Annotated in this window: 17 protein-coding genes; 8 read left to right on the forward strand and 9 right to left on the reverse strand. The window is 46.3% G+C overall.

The annotated features are described in order from the left end of the window. The first annotated feature begins 279 nt into the window (after positions 1-279). From ONB37_10675 to ONB37_10695, 5 genes are all read left to right on the forward strand, one after another. Entirely contained in the window at positions 280-507 is a 228-nt protein-coding gene (locus tag ONB37_10675) for a hypothetical protein (protein MDZ7400617.1), read from the forward strand. Further along, positions 504-968 (forward strand): 4Fe-4S dicluster domain-containing protein, encoded by a 465-nt coding sequence (locus tag ONB37_10680; protein ID MDZ7400618.1) that lies wholly within the window; start codon positions 504-506, stop codon positions 966-968. Before ONB37_10675 ends, ONB37_10680 begins: the two co-directional genes overlap by 4 nt. Before the next feature lie 11 nt (positions 969-979). Next, positions 980-1,891 carry a CoB--CoM heterodisulfide reductase iron-sulfur subunit B family protein gene (locus ONB37_10685; GenBank protein MDZ7400619.1) on the forward strand — a complete coding sequence of 304 codons (912 nt, stop codon included), beginning with the start codon at positions 980-982 and terminating at the stop codon, positions 1,889-1,891. Between the two features lie 847 nt (positions 1,892-2,738). Next, positions 2,739-3,350 (forward strand): NAD-binding protein, encoded by a 612-nt coding sequence (locus tag ONB37_10690; GenBank protein MDZ7400620.1) that lies wholly within the window; start codon positions 2,739-2,741, stop codon positions 3,348-3,350. A 15-nt stretch (positions 3,351-3,365) separates the two neighbouring features. Next, complete coding sequence (locus tag ONB37_10695; GenBank protein MDZ7400621.1) at positions 3,366-5,225, forward strand: hydrogenase iron-sulfur subunit; 1,860 nt, start codon at positions 3,366-3,368, stop codon at positions 5,223-5,225. Positions 5,226-5,600: 375 nt separating this feature from the next. On the opposite strand, the gene fxsT is transcribed toward ONB37_10695, so the two are convergent. Next, a complete protein-coding gene (gene fxsT / locus ONB37_10700; protein ID MDZ7400622.1) occupies positions 5,601-8,069 on the reverse strand; it encodes an FxSxx-COOH system tetratricopeptide repeat protein in 2,469 nt (822 codons plus the stop codon). Positions 8,070-8,382: 313 nt separating this feature from the next. On the opposite strand from fxsT, the gene ONB37_10705 reads away from it, so the two are divergent. After that, positions 8,383-8,598, forward strand: coding sequence for a hypothetical protein (locus ONB37_10705; protein MDZ7400623.1), 216 nt, complete (start codon positions 8,383-8,385; stop codon positions 8,596-8,598). After that, positions 8,591-8,998 carry a PIN domain-containing protein gene (locus ONB37_10710; GenBank protein MDZ7400624.1) on the forward strand — a complete coding sequence of 136 codons (408 nt, stop codon included), beginning with the start codon at positions 8,591-8,593 and terminating at the stop codon, positions 8,996-8,998. The genes ONB37_10705 and ONB37_10710 overlap by 8 nt, the downstream gene beginning before the upstream one ends. Positions 8,999-9,129: 131 nt before the next feature. Here ONB37_10710 and ONB37_10715 read toward each other — a convergent pair whose 3' ends face one another. Beyond that, positions 9,130-10,329 (reverse strand): ATP-binding protein, encoded by a 1,200-nt coding sequence (locus ONB37_10715; GenBank protein MDZ7400625.1) that lies wholly within the window; start codon positions 10,327-10,329, stop codon positions 9,130-9,132. Positions 10,330-10,513: 184 nt separating this feature from the next. Here ONB37_10715 and ONB37_10720 point away from each other — a divergent pair, with 184 nt between their 5' ends. After that, positions 10,514-10,834, forward strand: a complete 321-nt coding sequence (locus ONB37_10720) for a hydrogenase iron-sulfur subunit (protein ID MDZ7400626.1) — start codon at positions 10,514-10,516, stop codon at positions 10,832-10,834. A 71-nt stretch (positions 10,835-10,905) separates the two neighbouring features. Here the strand turns inward: ONB37_10720 and hisD are convergent, their stop codons facing one another. From hisD to hisG, 7 genes are all read right to left on the reverse strand, one after another. Beyond that, positions 10,906-12,183: a histidinol dehydrogenase gene (gene hisD, locus ONB37_10725; GenBank protein MDZ7400627.1), complete on the reverse strand. Its 1,278-nt coding sequence runs from the start codon at positions 12,181-12,183 to the stop codon at positions 10,906-10,908. Further along, entirely contained in the window at positions 12,180-13,424 is a 1,245-nt protein-coding gene (hisIE, locus tag ONB37_10730; protein ID MDZ7400628.1) for a bifunctional phosphoribosyl-AMP cyclohydrolase/phosphoribosyl-ATP diphosphatase HisIE, read from the reverse strand. Before hisIE ends, hisD begins: the two co-directional genes overlap by 4 nt. Beyond that, positions 13,421-14,173 carry an imidazole glycerol phosphate synthase subunit HisF gene (gene hisF, locus ONB37_10735; protein MDZ7400629.1) on the reverse strand — a complete coding sequence of 251 codons (753 nt, stop codon included), beginning with the start codon at positions 14,171-14,173 and terminating at the stop codon, positions 13,421-13,423. Before hisF ends, hisIE begins: the two co-directional genes overlap by 4 nt. A 66-nt stretch (positions 14,174-14,239) precedes the next feature. Then, positions 14,240-14,839, reverse strand: coding sequence for an imidazole glycerol phosphate synthase subunit HisH (gene hisH / locus ONB37_10740; protein ID MDZ7400630.1), 600 nt, complete (start codon positions 14,837-14,839; stop codon positions 14,240-14,242). Further along, positions 14,823-15,428 (reverse strand): imidazoleglycerol-phosphate dehydratase HisB, encoded by a 606-nt coding sequence (hisB, locus tag ONB37_10745; GenBank protein ID MDZ7400631.1) that lies wholly within the window; start codon positions 15,426-15,428, stop codon positions 14,823-14,825. Before hisB ends, hisH begins: the two co-directional genes overlap by 17 nt. Before the next feature lie 324 nt (positions 15,429-15,752). Next, entirely contained in the window at positions 15,753-16,784 is a 1,032-nt protein-coding gene (gene hisC, locus ONB37_10750; protein ID MDZ7400632.1) for a histidinol-phosphate transaminase, read from the reverse strand. A gap of 17 nt (positions 16,785-16,801) precedes the next feature. Beyond that, the gene (gene hisG / locus ONB37_10755) at positions 16,802-17,656 is read right to left on the reverse strand and encodes an ATP phosphoribosyltransferase (protein ID MDZ7400633.1); all 855 of its coding nucleotides are present in this window, start codon (positions 17,654-17,656) and stop codon (positions 16,802-16,804) included. Between the last annotated feature and the right edge of the window lie 75 nt (positions 17,657-17,731).

Genomic DNA, 17,731 nt, shown 5'->3' on the forward strand with positions numbered 1-17,731 from the left:
CTTGCAGGATGAGCGGCTTAAGCAAGAAGTCAATCTGGAGATAAAGGATTTGATGATTTTGGTGGCTTCCTTGATAGAGTAGGTAATTGGGGAATTTGGTAGTTAGTGCTTGAATGAAAACCGTTGAATTCGAAGTAGAAGTGTCATTCCAAACGAAGTTAGGAATCTGATGATATTGAGATTGTTGGATGGACAGATTTCTCCCTTCGGTCGAAATGACAAGAAGGTAAGTTTTCGATCTGGCAATAATTAGGTAATTGGGAAATGGATCAATGAATTTTGAATCAAAATTGGCAAATTTCAGAATTTGCTATTGGAGTTGATAAATTGACTGTGAAAGAACAGTTCATGCAAATTCTTCAAGAGCTGCCTCATGATGTTTCAACTGAAGATGTTATCGAAAGACTTTACTTGATCTACAAAATTGAACAAGGAATCGAACAAGCAAATGCTGGGAAAAAGATCTCACAGGTTGAAGCAAGCGAACGAATAAGGATAAAATTATGACCCATCGAAAGCTGGATTTCAATTTCAGACAACGACTAAACAAAATCCTCGGCGGGGAGCATCATAACTATTGCTATCAATGTGGCGCTTGCGTGGCGGCCTGTCCTGCGGCTCGGTTCAGCGATAATTTTAATCCTCGGGATGTGCTGTTGAAAACGCTGATCGGCGATGAGGAGGATTTGATTCGGCCCGATTCCATTATCTGGAAATGCACCAATTGTTATAGCTGCTACGAGCGCTGCCCGCAGGATGTCCGTCCCGTGGAGGTGATTATTGCGCTGAAGAATCTCTGCGCCCAGGAGGGGGTTTTGCCCGAGGATATCAATAAATTTTCGGAGACGCTGGTGAAAACGGGCCGCAGCGTGGTGATCACCAGCACGGTCAATCGCCGACGGCAGGAGTTGGGTTTGCCCGAACTGAAAGATGTCAATGTCGCAGAGTTGCAGACGATTATTGAATAGAAGGACTGGATATGGCGAAAAAAATCTCAGTGGCGCCGTTTTGGGGCTGCATGATTCCTGTGAAATATCCGCAGATGGAGCTATCGGTCAGGAAGACGATGAAAGCGATCGACGTGGAACTGGTCGATCTGGATCAATTCACCTGCTGTCCCGATCCGATCTATTTCAAGGCTCGGGATAAGGTAAAGTGGCTGACCATTGCAGCGAGAAACCTGGCAGTGGCTGAAGAAAGAGGATTGGATATCGTGACCATGTGCAGCGGCTGCACCTCGACCCTGCAGGAAGCCCGATTTATGCTGGCTGAGGATCCTGAGCTGAAAAAGCAAATCAATCAGCGCTTGAAAAGAATCAACAAAGAATACAAGGGCACCGTCAAGGTAAAGCATATCGTGGTGCTGTTGCGAGATGATATTGGCATCGAACGGATCAAGGCGTCGGTTAAGCGACCGCTGACGGGCGTGAAGGTGGGCATTCATTACGGCTGCCATTTACTGAAGCCGAGCCAGATCATGCACATCGACGATGCCGATTACCCCAGCCTGTTAGAAAATTTGACCCAGGCCTTGGGCGCCACGCCGCTGACCCACACGGAAAAATTGCTCTGCTGCGGCAAGGGCTGCATGGACGATGAAATGCCGCTGGAGATGACGTACGAGATTTTCGATTCGATGGAATCGGTGGGCGCTGATTGCATGGGCTTGATCTGCCCCACCTGCTTCAATTCATTCGATATGGGACAGATTCTCATCGCCCGCAAAAAGAATCGGGAGTTCAATTTGCCTGTGATCTACTTTTGCCAGATGCTGGGACTGGCGCAGGGATTTACTCCTGAAGAAGTGGGCTTGCACTTGCATCGGATTAAGATTGATCGGATTATGGAGATGATTGGGGCGAAGGAAGCTGCGGTGGAGGTGGCGGCGTAGGTTTTCATTGAGGCTATTATTTTTTTAAATGGAGTGATGGAGTTTTGGAGTGATGAGATGATTGTTTGCTTAACCTAATCAGTTTTTATTTGTTCTCCAGTCATGCATTATGTTTTAAATCAAGATCGAAAAATTCTAATAATTGGATCTATGATAATTTCTTGAAATAGTGATTGCTGAGAATAATTATCACGACTATTTTGATTGGAATAGCATTATGGAACATGCAGTTTTAAATGAAACCCGCCTAAAGGAGATTTTTAAAAGTGCCTTGATTGAAGTTCTTGGGGAAAGAAGGAGTTTGTTCTCTGAGTTGTTACCTGAAGCGCTTGAAGACATAGCGCTAATTCGGGCTATTAAGGAGAATGGACTCCATCGGTGAGCAGAGACGAGGTTTTCAAAATTTTAGAGGGGAATGCGTGAGAGTCAATTTTCATGAGAGCTTCTCTGCTTACTTCAACGGGTAAAAGCCACCAGTGAAGAGGTCGAAACAGCGCCAAGTCTTGACATGATAAATAACTTGCAACAACTCAAAGGTGAAAGAGAATAATTTCGGATTAAAATTAGCAATTATCGGATTGGGTTGAAATTAGAAAATGATACCTTCATATTCATTCGTTTCTTATTCAGGAAGGATATCTGCCGATATTTTCCATGATAACCAAGCAATCCCAAAAGTTTCAATAAGTCATTCATTGATATCGATTGAAAGAATTTTCAAATTAAAATCAAAGGAGATTTTAGATAATACTTTTTAGCGCCAAACCTTACTCAACTACTTAACAAACTTAACCACTCAACAAAGAAAAATTTAATAAACAGGCTATAATAATTCAGAGGACAGACCATGGCAGAATTCATGACCGATACGGATAACTTGAGGATCGGGGTGTTTGTCTGCGAGTGCGGGCTGAACATCGCTGGCTCGGTGGATTGCAAGGCGGTGAGCGATTATGCCGCCACCCTGCCTGGCGTAGTGTTCTCCTGCGTCAATCGCTACACCTGTGCCGATCCGGGTCAGCAGGAGATCAAGCGCAATATTGTCGAGCACAAGCTGAATCGGGTGGTGGTGGCATCCTGTACGCCTCGAATGCACGAGCCGACCTTTCGGAACTGCGTGGCTGAGGTGGGGTTGAATCCCTACCTGTTCGAGATGGCCAACATCCGTGAACATTGTAGCTGGGTGCATTTGTACGATCGAGCGGCGGCGACCGAAAAGGCCAAGGATATCGTGAAAACCTCGGTGGCACGGGCTCGCCACCTATCAGCCCAGCACGAATTGGAAGTGCCTGTAGAACGCAAAGCGCTGGTCATTGGCGGCGGTGTGGCAGGCATTGAGGCGGCGCTCGATCTAGCCGATACGGGCTATCAGGTCTATCTGGTGGAACGACAACCGTCCATTGGTGGGATTATGGCGCAGCTCGATAAGACCTATCCCACAATGGACTGCTCGATATGAATTCTCGGTCCGAAAATGATGGATGTCGGTCGACATCCACGGATCAAATTGTTCACCTATAGCGAAATCGAAAACGTCACAGGCTACATTGGCAATTTCAATGTCAGGATCCGGAAAAAAGCCCGCTATGTTCGAGAGAAAGATTGCACCGCCTGTGGTGAATGCGCCAAAGTCTGCCCCATTGTCGTGCCCAATGAATTCCAGATGGGGTTGTCGCTGCGCAAAGCCATCCATATCCCCTTTCCTCAAGCAGTCCCCTCTGCCTACATTTTGGATATGAATCACTGCCTGGGTAATAATCCCATCGCCTGTGGAAAATGCTATGAGGCCTGTGATAAGAAATGTATCGACTATGACATGCAGGACGAACTAATCGATGTCAAAGTCGGCGCCGTCATTGTGGCTACAGGCATGGATGTTTATGATCCCACCAAATTGGATGACTATGGCTACACCCGTTTCGAGAATGTCATCACCAGCATGGAATTCGAACGGCTAATTTGCTCCGAAGGACCGACCAAGGGCCATTTTATTCGGCCCACTGATCACAAGACGCCGAAACGGATCGGGTTCATCCAGTGCGTTGGCTCGCGCACCCAAGATCCCAATCGAGGTAATCCTTATTGCAGCAACATCTGCTGCATGAATACCATCAAAGACAGCCTGCTGTTGAAAGATCACTACCCTGATACTGAGATCAAAGTTTTCTACATGGATATTCGAGCGTTCGGCAAAGGCTTTGAAGACCTGTTCATGCGTAGCAAGGAAGCAGGCGTGATGTACATCCGTGGCATCCCAGGCGAAATCGAGGAAGATCCGAAGACCAAAAATCTCATATTGACTGTTGAAAATACTACCACCCGTACGGTGGAACAACACGAATTTGATATGGTGGTGCTGTCGGTCGGCGTGATTCCTCGGCAGGACAATGAGATCATTAAAAAGTTTTTCAGTCTGTCCAGCACATCGGATGGATTTTACATGGAATCGCATCCCAAGCTGAAACCAGTCGATGCACCGACAGGCGGCGTCTATTTTGCGGGCTGCGCCGAATATCCCAAGGATGTGAAGGACAGCGTGACCCAGGCGAGTGCCGCAGCCGCACGAGCCGCTACGCTGCTTTCGGCGGGAAAAATCAAGATCGAAGCCATTACCGCTGTTGTTGATGAATCAAAATGTAAACTATGCGGCATCTGCGCCGATGTCTGTCCCTTTAATGCCATTATTTTTGAAAAAGGCGCCAAGACGCCCGCACGGGTGATCGAAGCCTCCTGCAAAGGCTGCGGCACCTGCAGCGCCGAATGCCGTTTCGATGCCATTACCATGCAGCATTTCAGCGATCGCCAGATCTACGCCCAGATCGAGTCGATTCTTTCGGAAAATCCCATGGACAAGATTGTGGCTTTTGCCTGCAACTGGTGCTCTTATGGTGGTGCCGATCTGGCAGGATTGTCTCGGCTGCAATATCCGCCCAATGCCCGTATCATTCGCACCATGTGTAGCGGTCGGGTGAAAGATAAATTCGTCCTCCACGCCTTCAAATTGGGTGCGCCGATTGTATTGGTCTCGGGCTGCCATTTCGCCGATTGCCATTACATCGACGCCAACCGCTGGACCCAGAAGCGGGTGGAAAAGTTATGGGACAAATTGGAAAAGTTAGGCATTCGTCCCGAGCGATTGCAATTAGAATGGGTCAGCGCTGCCGAAGGCCAGAAATGGGCGACGGTGATGAAAGCTGTGGAAGAGATGCGGCAGAAGGTCACCAAAGAGGAAGTGGAATACACCATGAAAGTGTTGAGCGAGGAGGATAAGCCGAAGGTGGCCAAGCCTGCGAAAGAGAAGGTGGAAAAAGTGGCGATGGCTGCATCCTCTTAAAGGAAGACAGCATCGTTTTTTGTCAAACTTAAAGCGGGTAGAGGAATTGATTCAATCTACCCGTTTTTTATTTTGAAGTAGCATTTACACATATTTTTGGGGGGAAAAGCATTTCAGTAATTTGGAGCGAGTTATTCTTAGAAATAGGTCATGGAGATGAATTTCAGCTATTTTCTTTTGTGATAAAAAGAGAAGTGATCTGAAGAAGCAAAGGTGCCCTTAAATTTTAGACCATTCGCTATGTTTTTTGACAACATTGAAGTAGGCATATTCGGAGAGTAATTGGATTGAGTCCTTTTGTACCAGATGTTCGACATCGAAAATGAAGACAGCAAATTATGTTTTTAAAAGTTTTGTGCTCAATAATTTTTAGTTTTACAATAAGCCTTTTAACAGGATCTCATCAATCTCAATTTCATGCAGGCGTTCCCTCAATTCCGCCTCTTCCGATTCCTTACCCAGTTCTTTGTAAATATTTGCTAAATTTTTTAGTATTGTTTTAGTATTTGGATGCTTCTCCCCATGAACCCTTTCATAAATTTCCAGCGCTCGTTTCAACAGCGGCTCGGCTTCGGCATAGTTGCCCTGATACCGATAGAGTCCTGCCAGGTTGTTCAGGCTGGTTGCGACATCGGGATGGTTCGGTCCCAGGGCGGCTTCAGCAATTTCCAGCGCCCGCTTGAACAGCGGCTCGGCTTCGGCATAGTTGCCCTGAACCCAATAGAGTCCTGCCAGGTTGTTCAGGCTGGTTGCAACTTCATAATGCTCTGGTCCAAGTACCTTTTCAGCTATTTCTAATGCCCGTTTATAAAGTGTTTCAGCATCAAGGTATTTGCTCTGATGTAAATAAATATTAGCGAGGCTGGTGTAATCACTAGCCAGATTGTAAGATTCTTTGCCAGAAATGATTTCATCTATTTTTAAAGCTCGTTTCAGTAATTGCTCTGCCTCAAAGTATTTTCCCTGCATGATATAAAGATCAGCAAGATTCTTACAAATTGAAGCCACATTATTAGACTCTTTTCCATCAACTCTTTCAACTATTCTCAATGCAGTGGAATACAACGGATCTGCTTCCTCATATCTTCCTCGATCATACAAATACATAGCGATGTGATTCAGTAAATGTGCCGCTTTATAGAACTCAAAACTCCATTGATTTATTATATTTTCGCATATTTTGGCGTGAGGAATTAATCGCTCACACTTAGCCCAGGTTGAGAATTTAGGGGGCGGAAATGACTCCGCCAGAGCCTTTACTGTTATTTCTGCCCACTGCTTCTTTAATTCGTCATCCATCACCTCTTTAATAACCGCCTGAACAAGCCGATGGATATTGAATGTTTTTGATTCAAGGTCCCTTTTAATTAAAGAATATTGGGACAGCGGTTCGAGCAGTTCATCCAGGATCAGCGGATTGGATGAGACATCTTTCAGTGATTCGGCAATATGAGGACCCAATTCCCTGGCTCCTGCGGTAAAGATTTCCAGGGGAATTTTATCGGAATGTAAAAAGGCGCTGACCCGCAAAATATCAGCAGCCGCATGAGACATCTGTTCGATCTGCTCAAAATTGATCAGCCAGGTTGTGGCAACGGATTTAGGATATTTGGCAGCAATCACTTTGCTCTTTTCGAGCAATTTAATCCCCATCTTTCGATAACTGAGAAGATAATCCTGAAAAGAACATTTTTTTCGATAGATATAGGCCCCTGCCTGCTCCAGCGCCAAGGGCAAATAGCCAAGTTCTTCAGCTAATTTTTTTAAGCACTCTCGCTCTGAGCGTGTAAGCCTGCTACGCCCCGTACGCTTGATGAGAAATTTTTCTGCTTCGTTGGGCGTCATCTGTTGCATTTCAATGGGATTGATAATACCGAGATTGTCAAACGCCTGCGCTCGAGAGGTTAACAAAATATGGCCTTGAAAATCGAATGGCATGAAATCTTCGATAAGCTCAGGGGTATCGGCATTATCGAATATTAAAAGCCAGTCACTATTTCTCTGCAGCCCTAGTTTCACTGCAGCAACTGCAAGCTCCTGCTGTTCGGCATCTTTTTCAGGCAAATTCAACAAGGCGGCTATTTTAACAAAATCAGAAATCAGGGTACCGATCGTTTCAGCAGTGACCCAGAGAATGGCTTTATAAAAATTTCGATACCGATAGGTGTATTCAACCGCAGTTTGCGTCTTGCCGATACCGCCCAATCCGCTAATCGCCTGCGTCTGTGAAATGACGGTTGCTTTGGTAAAAATTAATGTCTCATACAACCGTTTCAAGACATCTTCTCTACCAGTAAAGAAAGGATTTTTGGGATAGGGAACATTGCATGGTTTAAAAAAATCGGTTTGGCGCTGCAATGGCGGTAGGCTTTGCATCTCGCCAAGCTTGGGCTTTTTAATAGCGGGCTGATGGGTCAGATGTCGATACAGTTTTTCATAGCCTTCCTGAGTATCACAGAAATAGTATGTGGCTCCTTTTACGGGCGTTGGTATATAATCGGTTTTGCAATTTTTTAGCAAAACAGGAATGAACTTTTTATTTTGAGTTCCTGCATCGTAAAGGTGCTGATAGATTAAATTGCTCTCCCATTTCACCCCAAGTCCAAGATCGGGCGGCTCCATCCCCATCACTTTTTTGTAGTAACCTTCGCTGCAGATCATCAACACAAAGTCGGCATCCCTAATTTGCTTTTCAGTCCAGCGATGCCAACCCTCAGGCGGTGAGAACTCGTATTGGTCGATGATACAATCAATGCCCTGTTCCCGCAACCGATCGGAGAGATTTAGCACAGCATCACAATGTTCTGGTGAATCATGACTGTAGCTGATAAATACTCGTGGCATGAGCAAACCCTTTGTCATTTTTGATGCATGGGCACATCAATAAAATCCATCGACATGCAAAAAAATGAAGCAATTGCCCTTTTTTATTCGCAGGTGAAATATAGAAATATTTACCTAAAAAGACAAGTTAAATTTTGTGTAACTCGGTGATTAGGTAACTGGGTAATTTGGGAGGATGAAGAATTTCTCAAATATCATGTTGACAAATAAAGAAAATTTGACTATATTAATACACGCTTATTAACGAGAATCAGGTTGGCGAAATATTTTCCGAAGCCAGCTTAATTTTAAACATCTACAGGAGTTGATCAAAATGAGCCATCGTGAAATGATAATTGATAAAATTCAAAAAATGCCTGAGCCTTACCTGCTTGAGCTTTACGACATTATTAAACACTTTGAGGCAAGCAAGAAAAAAGTTGAATCCAGGCAGAGTTTAATGTCTAAATTGAGGAGTATAAAGATTTCCGCTCCGAGCGATTTCTCTCAGACTGCTGATTTGTATGTCCCTGGAGATAATAATGAATAAGATTTTTATTGATACAGTTTTTGTCATTGCATTAGTGAGCCCAAATGATCAATATCACGCTCAAGCAATGGCATTATCCAAAAAGTATGAAAATGCCCCAATGCTTATAACTGAAGCTGTTTTAATGGAAATCGGGAATGCTTTGGCTAAGGACTATAAGCAAGAAGCGATAGCGATTATTAAAGCATTTCGATCTTCAGGTGATGATGTTATAATAATTGAACAAAACTCTCAGCTATTTTTGAAGGGATTTGAAATGTACGAAAAGTATAAAGACAAAGCCTGGAGCCTGGTAGATTGCATTTCATTTGTAGTAATGAGGGAGAACAAAGTTACAGAGGCGCTGACAACGGATGACCATTTTAAACAAGCTGGTTTCAAAATATTAATGCACAAATAAGTACCATCTTGAAAAATGGACTTCAATTTCAAAGGCAGTCCATTTTTCTTGAACTCTGATCCCCTATTACCGAATTAACTTATTACCAAATTACCAAATTACCTAATATTTTTTCAGAAGACTTTTCACTTTCACCCCAAACACCACTTCCAAACAGGCACAATCCGAATGCCATCAATTTCATCCTCTTGATCGAAGGTGAGGAAAATACCCTCTTTGGCTCCTGTTGCCTCCATGGCTTTTTTTAATCCCGCCTGTTCTCTCGGCAGATTTTCTTCAGTTAACTGGTGACAGACTTGAAACGCCCCAGTTATTTGATGGTTTTGTTTGACGATAAAATCACATTCAAATTGATTTTTCACATAAAAAACTTCATTGCCCAGGCGCAACAACTGCAAAAACACGATATTTTCCAACAGGCGTCCCTGGTCTGCCGACAGTGAAGCGGTGTTGGCACGAGTTAAGCCAGGATCGACGGAGTAAACTTTTTTAGCATGAGTCCGCTGTTTGGCGTACGAAAAATCAAATTTGGGCACGGTAAAAAATAGGTAGCTATCCTCTAAATAGGACAGGTAGGCTATGGCGGTATTGGTCGAGCCGAGCTGAAACTGATTTTTGAGTCGATTAAATGAAAATTCATTGCCACAGTTGGTCAACAGATAAACGGCCAGCTCCAATACCAGCCGATGCTCCCGAATCTGGTAACGGGCCACAATATCCCTGGTGATAATGTCTCTAAACAACTGATGCAGTATCTCAGGATTTTTATATTTTAGAAATTCAGGGAACCCACCTGATCGACAATATTCGGCAAAGGACTCGACCGAAGGATTTTTCCCCGTCAGTTGCAGCATCTCGGCAAACGAAAATGGAAATAGCTCGTAGGTGAGATGGCGTCCTGTAAGCCTGCTGCCCAATTCTCGACTGAGCAGCGAGGCATTGGATCCTGTGATAAAGACTTTTTTCCCTCGATCTTGAAGCGGTCGCACGAAGCGCTCCCACTGGGGGATATTTTGAATCTCGTCAAAAAAATAGTAACGGCTTTCCCCAAATTCCTCATGAAATACGGCATCCAGTTTATCGAAATCATTGAGCTCAAAGCTGGCGGCTCTGGAGTCTTCAAAATTGAAATAATAAAACGAATCCATTTTTTTCATAATTTGCCGCAGCAGGGTACTTTTGCCGCAGCGCCTGATCCCGCTGATGATGGCGACATGATGGCTGTCCCGATCGATTTGATCGAGCAGCTCTCGTTCAACACCAACATCAGTTAGATTCAGCTCTGATCTTTGTAGCTTAACAATATCACGAAGAGTTTCTTTCAGGATCATTGTCGTATCCATTCATTGGTAATGAAAATTAATGTTCATTTGGAATGAACAAACTTATTCATTTTTCAGGTAAAAAGCAAGATAATTTTTATAAAGAGGGAATCGCTCTGCTACTATTTAATAAACCGTTAAAACGGTTTACAAGGTAGGGCGGTTCGTTCTCTTCTCTCACCCAGATAAATCTGTGTGGTACATTGACCGAACACCTGAGTTCATTCGGCTATTTTATTCCTCTAAAAGCGCTGATGTGGTAGATTCGTCACGATTTCAATTTGCACTCGAGAAATTAGGCATTCGACCCGAGCGATTGCAACTCGAGTGGGTCAGCGCCGCTGAAGGCCAAAAATGGGCGACGGTGATGAAGGCTGTGGAAGAGATGCGGCAGAAGGTGACCAAAGAGGAAGTGGAATACACCATGAAAGTGCTGAGAGAAGATGAGAAGCCGAAGGTGGCAAAGCTTGTGAAAGAGAAAGTGGAAAAAGTGGCAGTGGCTGCATCGGTATAGGATATATCGAGAAACCAGGTTTCTTCAAGAAACCTGGTTTCTTGTTATTTGATGATTCAAAATGTGCAATCCTAGCAATCACTTTTTTTCATCCGAATCTCAATTGACCTCGCATGTCCCATCAACCCTTCCATTTTTCCCAAAGCGACCGCCGTTGAGCCGATCGAAGCAAGCCCCTGTTCTGTCACCCGCAGCGTGGTTTGAAATTTCAGAAAATCTTTGACGCTCAATCCACCTGTGTATCGGGCAGAATCATTGGTAGGGAGGGTATGGTTCAAACCGCTGCTATAATCGCCCAGGGCTTCGGCCGAATAAGGTCCGATAAAAAGCGAGCCATAATTGCGCAACTGGTTTATGTATTTTTCGGCATTTTGGATTTGCAATTCCAGATGCTCGGGCGCTTTCTTATTGGCAATCATGAACGCTTCAGCCAGGGATTCGACAAGGATGATTTTTCCATTATTGTCCAATGACTTCTGAGCAATATCCGCTGTCGGCAAGCTGGCAATCTGTCGCTGCAATTCATGATTCACCGCATGAGCGAGTTCCAGTGAAGTCGTCACCAAAATGGGCACGGCATCCACATCATGCTCGGCCTGACCTAACAGATCGGCAGCGATGAACTCGGGATTCGCCTGCTCGTCAGCGATGATCAACAGCTCGGTCGGTCCAGCAATGAAATCGATGCCCACGGCGCCATAGACCATCTTTTTCGCCAGGGCCACATACTTATTCCCTGGCCCAACGATTTTATCCACCCGCTGGATCGTCTCAGTTCCGAAAGCCATTGCCGCAATAGCCTGCACACCGCCGATTTTGTAAATTTTATCTATCTTGCAGATGTCGGCTGCCACGAGAATGGCGGGGTGAATGGTGCCACTGTGCCTGGGGGGCGAGCAGAGAACGATCTCGTCCACACCTGCCACTCTGGCGGGAATGGCGCACATCAGGACGGTTGAGGGTAGGGGATAGCTCCCGCCTGGCGCATAGACGCCAACTCGCTCAATGGGAATCACCTTCTGTCCCGCAAAGACGCCGTTCTGGATTTCAAATTCAAAATCCGTTAGTGACTCTTTCTGTTTGATGGCAAATCGCTCGATATTTTCCGCTGCCGATTTGATGGCGGCAAGCTCCTCTTTTGTCATTTGCTGATAAGCATTTTTAATTTCTGCCTCAGTAACTAAAAATTGTTCGAGCGCTACCCCATCGAATTGGGCAGTGTATTTTTTGATCGCCGCATCACCATTCGCTTTGACGGCATCAATGATTTGCCTGACCGAATCGATCTCCTCCATTTCCTGATATTGAAAAAAACTTTCATCTAAATCTTTCCAGTGCACGATCTTCATTGCCTTCGGCGCCTCCGCAACTCGTTCAATACGTCTCCGATTTCCACCCCGCTTTTCACTAACAACGTCGTCAAAAAGTACAGCACATCGGCCGCTTCCCAGATGATCTCGTCCCTGGTTTTGGCGATCACCACCTCCTCGGCCTCCTCCAATAATTTCTCTCTGACTTTCTTATCGGTCAGCGTGGCCGTGTACGATCCTGGCGTTGGGTAATCAAATCGATCCTTGATCACCTGGTAAAGTTCCTGCAAGCTGAATTTTTTATCCCCGAAGCAGGAATAGCGCCCCAGGTGACAGGCAACTCCCTTTTGTCGCACCGTGACCAGCAACGCATCGCCGTCGCAATCGGTGCGGATTTTGATCAACTCCTGGACATTGCCCGAAGTCTCGCCCTTCTGCCACAACCGATTTCGGGAGCGGGAAAAGTACCAAGCCTTGCCCGTCTCAAACGTCTTTTTCAGCGATTCTTTGCTGCTATACGCCAGCATCAGCACCTGGCCTTCGTCATCACAAGTGATGGTCGGGATGAGATCAGATTTCCAATTCAGCGATTCAATGAAGCCATCATCTAAACGAATTTTTGCTGTATAGATCGCCATACCCAGTTGCACATCTACGCCCAGGGCTGCCAATTTTCTGATTTCATCCAATGATGTTACGCCGCCCGCCACGGTCAATTGCAAATCGGTCGCCTGACGCAACTTTTGAATGATTTCCAAATCGGTGCCCTGCAAGCCGCCCTCTTTTTCGACACAGGTGAATAAAAATTCCGATGCGTATGTTTCCAGCTCTTTCACGACATCGAACAACATTAACCCCGTCCGATGCTGCCAGGCCTGGGTGACGATTTCGCCCTCAAACGCATCGACGGCGATAATGATCCGTTGCTTCCCAACCCCTGAGGTGAGCGCTTTCAAAAACTCATGATTGATTTGGTCGTTCTCAAATGCCTTGCTGCCAATGATGATTTTGGAAGCGCCCCACGAGATCAGCTCTTTGGCTCGCTGGATGTCTTTAATCCCGCCGCCCACCCGACAGTCGGCAACACCACAAATCTGTCTGATGATTTCTGCATTGCTCCCTCTGCCCATGGCGGCATCCAGGTCGATAACGGCAATTTCATTGAATTTGTTAAATTCCCTGGCCAGATCGATGGGATCCTCCCGCTCCAGCATTTTGTCTTTGCCCTGCTTCAACTGAACCGCTTTGCCATTCATCAAGTCAATCGAAGGAATGATCATCGAACCGTGACTCCTCTCTCTTTCAAATAGTTTTTGATGCCCGAAATCGTGAATTCTCCATAATGCAATAGCGATGCCAGTAGCACCGCATCGGCCTTGCCAACTGTGATCGCATCGTACATTTGCTCCAGTGTGCCTGCGCCGCCTGAGGCGATGACGGGAATGCCCACCAGCTCCGAAACGGCTCGGGTTAATTCCAGATCGTACCCCTGCCTGGTGCCGTCCATATCGATGGAGTTCAATAGGATCTCGCCTGCACCCAATCGCTCGCCCTCTTTCGCCCACTCCAGCGCATCGATGCCCGCATCGACTCGGCCGCCATTGATATAAGCCGACCAGGAGTTGCCCTTACGTTTGGCATCGATGGAAAGCACGATGCACTGTGAGCCAAAATTTTCCGCTCCCTCGGAGATAAGCCGTGGATTCTTGATCGCCGCCGTGCAAATGGCCACTTTATCGGCGCCCGCATTCAAAATCCGCCGCATGTCCGCCACTTCTCGGATGCCACCGCCAACGGTCAATGGGATGAACACCTGGCTGGAGACCTGTTCCACCACTTCGATCATGATCTCCCGACTGCGATACGAGGCGCCAATATCGAGAAAGGTCAGCTCGTCCGCCCCTTGCTCATTGTATAGCGCTGCCAGCTCTACGGGATCGCCCGCATCTCTCAAATTTTTAAACTTGACTCCCTTGACCACCCTGCCGTCTTCCACATCCAGGCAGGGGATGATTCGTTTGGCTAACATAATTCGATCCAATTTTTCAATAATCTCAACAATAATTATCTATGGCCCTGATGGGAGGCGATTTGGCTAACATAATTCGATCCAATTCTTCAATAATCTCAACCCCAAATCCCCGCTCTTTTCAGGATGAAACTGGACGGCGGCGATATTGCCCAGTTCAATGGCCGATGGATATTCGATGCCGTAGTCTGTCGTTGCGATGATTATTTTATCCTCCCTGGGCGACAGATAATATCCATGCAGAAAATAGAAGAATGAGCCATTGGGGATGTCTGCAAATAGTCTGGATTTTCGCTGAACTTGAACCTGGTTCCAGCCGATCTGTGGCACCTTGGCTGCATCGAAGCGAAGATTTTCGCCCTCAAAAATCGACAGCCCTTTCACGCCAGGCGATTCCTGGCTGGTTTCCAGCAGCAATTGCATGCCCAGGCAGATGCCCAGGAACGGCTGATTCGCCAGCAACCAGTTACGGATGGCGTCATAAAATCCAAACTCGTGCAATTTTTGAACGGCTGCGCCGAAAGCGCCCACGCCTGGCAGGACGATCTTTGTCGCACCTGTCAATTGATCAGGGCTGGAAATCACCTGGCTTTCGACTTTCAAATAATCAAACGCTTTTTTTACGGAGCGCAAATTGCCTGCGCCGTAATCAATGATCGCTATCATCCTCAATCAGTCCTTTGGTACTGGGAATGTTTTCGATGGCTCGTGGATCGACCGAGCAGGCCATTTTCATGGCTCGGGCAAAGGCTTTGAAAATGGCTTCGATCTTGTGGTGATCGCTGCGGCCATAAGGCATCCGAACCACCACATTGGCGCCCAAATGGGTGGCAAATCCCTGAAAGAAATCTTCCAGCAAGTCGGTATCCAGCTCACCGCAGAAGCGCCGCTTGAATTTCGCCTCGAATTGCAGATAGGGCCGACCACCGATGTCCACGGCCACCACCGCCAGCGCCTCATCCATGGGATAGACAAAATATCCTGCCCGATTGATCCCTTTCTTATCGCCCAGCGCCTTTTTGAACGCCTGCCCCAGGGCAATGCCACAATCCTCCACCAGATGATGCTGATCCACATGCAAATCCCCGTTGGCGCTCATCGTGATGTCGAACAAGCCATGCTTGCTGAAGGACTCCAGCATGTGGGTCAGAAAGCCTATGGGTGTTTGAATCTGATACTTGCCTGTGCCATCGAGGTTCAGGTCGATGGAGATATCGGTTTCGGTGGTGGTTCTGTGAATTTGTGATGTTCTCATTTTTTGATATTTTGATTTTTGCCCAACGGATAGATGAAGCCAACGGATAATTATTTGACCGCGAATTGCGCTAATTGTTCAAATTGCGCGAATTAGATTTTCTATTCAAGCCCGTGGCTGGATGTCAGGCACGATTATGATTGCAAAAGTTATTCTTAATTTCTCTCACAGAAATGAAGTCCCACAGAAATGATTTTCTGCTTTCTAATTCCGTGACCTTTCAATCCGCCAAAGGGCGGACCGCCTGCTGGCGGTTTTGTGGGAGGAGAGCCTTGCTACAATTGTCAATTAGCGAAATTCGCATAATTGGCGAAATTAGCGGTCTTAAATTTTCATGATGAGCCGCAACGCCTCCAGAAATCTCAGATTATCTTCCCGTCTGCCAATGCTGACCCGCAGATAGCCCTTGAGCAAGGGATATTTGTTCAGATTTCTCACCAGTACATTCCGCTGCTGCAGCGCCTGATAAATTTCATCTGCCTGATCTCCGACCTTCATGAGCAGAAAATTGGTCTGGCAAGTTCGGGTCTCGATGCCCAATTGATTCAGTTCGTTTTGCAAAAACTGCATTTCCATCCGAACATTTCGAACCACCTGCTGAATAAATTCCTGGTCCGCCAGGGCCGCACTGCCCGCTATTAGGGCCAGATTATTTACAGCAAACGGCAGATTCACTTTGGCCAGATGGCGAATGTTTTCTGCTGTCGAAAAAAGCATCCCTAGCCGCAGGCCCGTCAAACCGTACGCTTTGGAAAAGGTTTGCACGAGGATCAAATTCGGATATTCCTTGATAAGTTTCACATAAGACTTTTCGACAAAGTGCCAGTACGTCTCATCCAGCAGCACCAGCGAATCAACGGCTTTGTCCAGAATTTGCAGCAATCCCTGTTCGGGAATCACCGTTCCCAGCGGATTGGCGGGGTTGACAATGATGATGAGTTTGATTTTGGGCGAGATCGCAGCCAGCACTTGTATCACTGGAAATGAAAAATCATCGGGATATAAGATTTCAGTGATCTTCGCACCCCGAATTCGACCGAAAATATCGAACATGCCGTAATTGGGCACAGGCAACAATATTTCATCGCCCTCCTCTACAAAGGTATCGAATAGGCAGCGGATCGAGTCATCGGCGCCATTGGAGATAATCACCTGGTCAGTGGCAATTTGATAATGCTCGGCAACCTGGCTGATGAACGAATCATAAGCAGGGTAGAGCGAAATATCTTCGGGCGACAGATTTTCCAGCGCCGCCAGCACTTTTGGCGAGCAGCCCCAGGCGTTCTCATTCAAATCGAGTCTCACCTTCTCCCGCCGACCCGCATTGAACACCTGATAGGTTTTTGCCTGCGCCATGGACCTTCTGGGCGTCCTCATAAGACCACCTTTCGAAAATCGTATTCCAGAATATCGGTTGCGCCGTATTTTTTAAGCAATGGGATCAACTTAACCACCTCTCGTTTTTTCACTGCGACTTTCACGGCATATCCCTGATCGCCATAGAGCGGTGCCACCGTGGGCGAACGCATGCACGGCAGAAATTTGACGATCTCTTCCAATTTCTCTTTGGGCACATTCATCTCCAGCATCACCCGCTGGCGAGCATCCAGCACGGCCTGGAAGATCATTTTCATTTCATCAATTTTCTCCCGCTTCCACGGATCATTGAGCGCTTGTTTGTTAGCATAAAAACGGGTGGACGACTCTAGAATAGTATCAATGACGATCAGATTATGTTCTTTGAGTGTTCTTCCAGTGGAGACATTATCGATAATCATATCGGCATCGTCTGGGGGAAAAACCTCTGTAGCACCGAATGTTCGAAGCAAGATATATTGAAATCGTTTCTTTTCCAGATAATTCTTAGCAATCTGCTCGTACTCTGAGGCCACCACGAGCTTTCGTTGCCGCCAATCCGTTTGATCCATAGCCTCGGGAATCGCCGCAATGATTTTTACTGGATCAAACTCCAGATCCATTAATTCGATGATATTAGCTCGAGTCTCAATTACCCAATCATGACCGGTAAATCCAATATCATGGGATCCCAATTCCAATAGTCTTGGTATATTCTGCGGCTTCATGATTTTTGCCTCGATCTCTGGATCCTCAACTCGTGGAATATACGATCGTTCGTCCACATCAATCCCGAATCCAGCATCGTTCAATAGTTTAATCACATTGTTGAAGATGCGACCTTTGGGGATGACCATTTTTATTTTAGCCATTATTCTCTCCCGATCTCATAGTCTAATCTAAAAACTTGATGGCTGTGATGCGCTTTTTTGAAAGCGTTCATTATA

The organism is candidate division KSB1 bacterium (assembly GCA_034506395.1).
Lineage (GTDB): Bacteria > Zhuqueibacterota > Zhuqueibacteria > Thermofontimicrobiales > Thermofontimicrobiaceae > Thermofontimicrobium.

Excerpts from the sequence above, each read along its gene's own strand:
- ONB37_10680 (MDZ7400618.1), top strand. The coding sequence starts at position 504 with ATGACCCATCGAAAGCTGGATTTCAATTTCAGACAACGACTAAACAAA.
- ONB37_10685 (MDZ7400619.1), top strand. The coding sequence starts at position 980 with ATGGCGAAAAAAATCTCAGTGGCGCCGTTTTGGGGCTGCATGATTCCT.
- ONB37_10690 (MDZ7400620.1), top strand. The coding sequence starts at position 2,739 with ATGGCAGAATTCATGACCGATACGGATAACTTGAGGATCGGGGTGTTT.
- ONB37_10695 (MDZ7400621.1), top strand. The coding sequence starts at position 3,366 with ATGATGGATGTCGGTCGACATCCACGGATCAAATTGTTCACCTATAGC.
- fxsT (MDZ7400622.1), bottom strand. The coding sequence starts at position 8,069 with ATGCCACGAGTATTTATCAGCTACAGTCATGATTCACCAGAACATTGT.
- ONB37_10705 (MDZ7400623.1), top strand. The coding sequence starts at position 8,383 with ATGAGCCATCGTGAAATGATAATTGATAAAATTCAAAAAATGCCTGAG.
- ONB37_10710 (MDZ7400624.1), top strand. The coding sequence starts at position 8,591 with ATGAATAAGATTTTTATTGATACAGTTTTTGTCATTGCATTAGTGAGC.
- ONB37_10715 (MDZ7400625.1), bottom strand. The coding sequence starts at position 10,329 with ATGATCCTGAAAGAAACTCTTCGTGATATTGTTAAGCTACAAAGATCA.
- hisD (MDZ7400627.1), bottom strand. The coding sequence starts at position 12,183 with ATGAAGATCGTGCACTGGAAAGATTTAGATGAAAGTTTTTTTCAATAT.
- hisIE (MDZ7400628.1), bottom strand. The coding sequence starts at position 13,424 with ATGATCATTCCTTCGATTGACTTGATGAATGGCAAAGCGGTTCAGTTG.
- hisF (MDZ7400629.1), bottom strand. The coding sequence starts at position 14,173 with ATGTTAGCCAAACGAATCATCCCCTGCCTGGATGTGGAAGACGGCAGG.
- hisH (MDZ7400630.1), bottom strand. The coding sequence starts at position 14,839 with ATGATAGCGATCATTGATTACGGCGCAGGCAATTTGCGCTCCGTAAAA.
- hisB (MDZ7400631.1), bottom strand. The coding sequence starts at position 15,428 with ATGAGAACATCACAAATTCACAGAACCACCACCGAAACCGATATCTCC.
- hisC (MDZ7400632.1), bottom strand. The coding sequence starts at position 16,784 with ATGGCGCAGGCAAAAACCTATCAGGTGTTCAATGCGGGTCGGCGGGAG.
- hisG (MDZ7400633.1), bottom strand. The coding sequence starts at position 17,656 with ATGGCTAAAATAAAAATGGTCATCCCCAAAGGTCGCATCTTCAACAAT.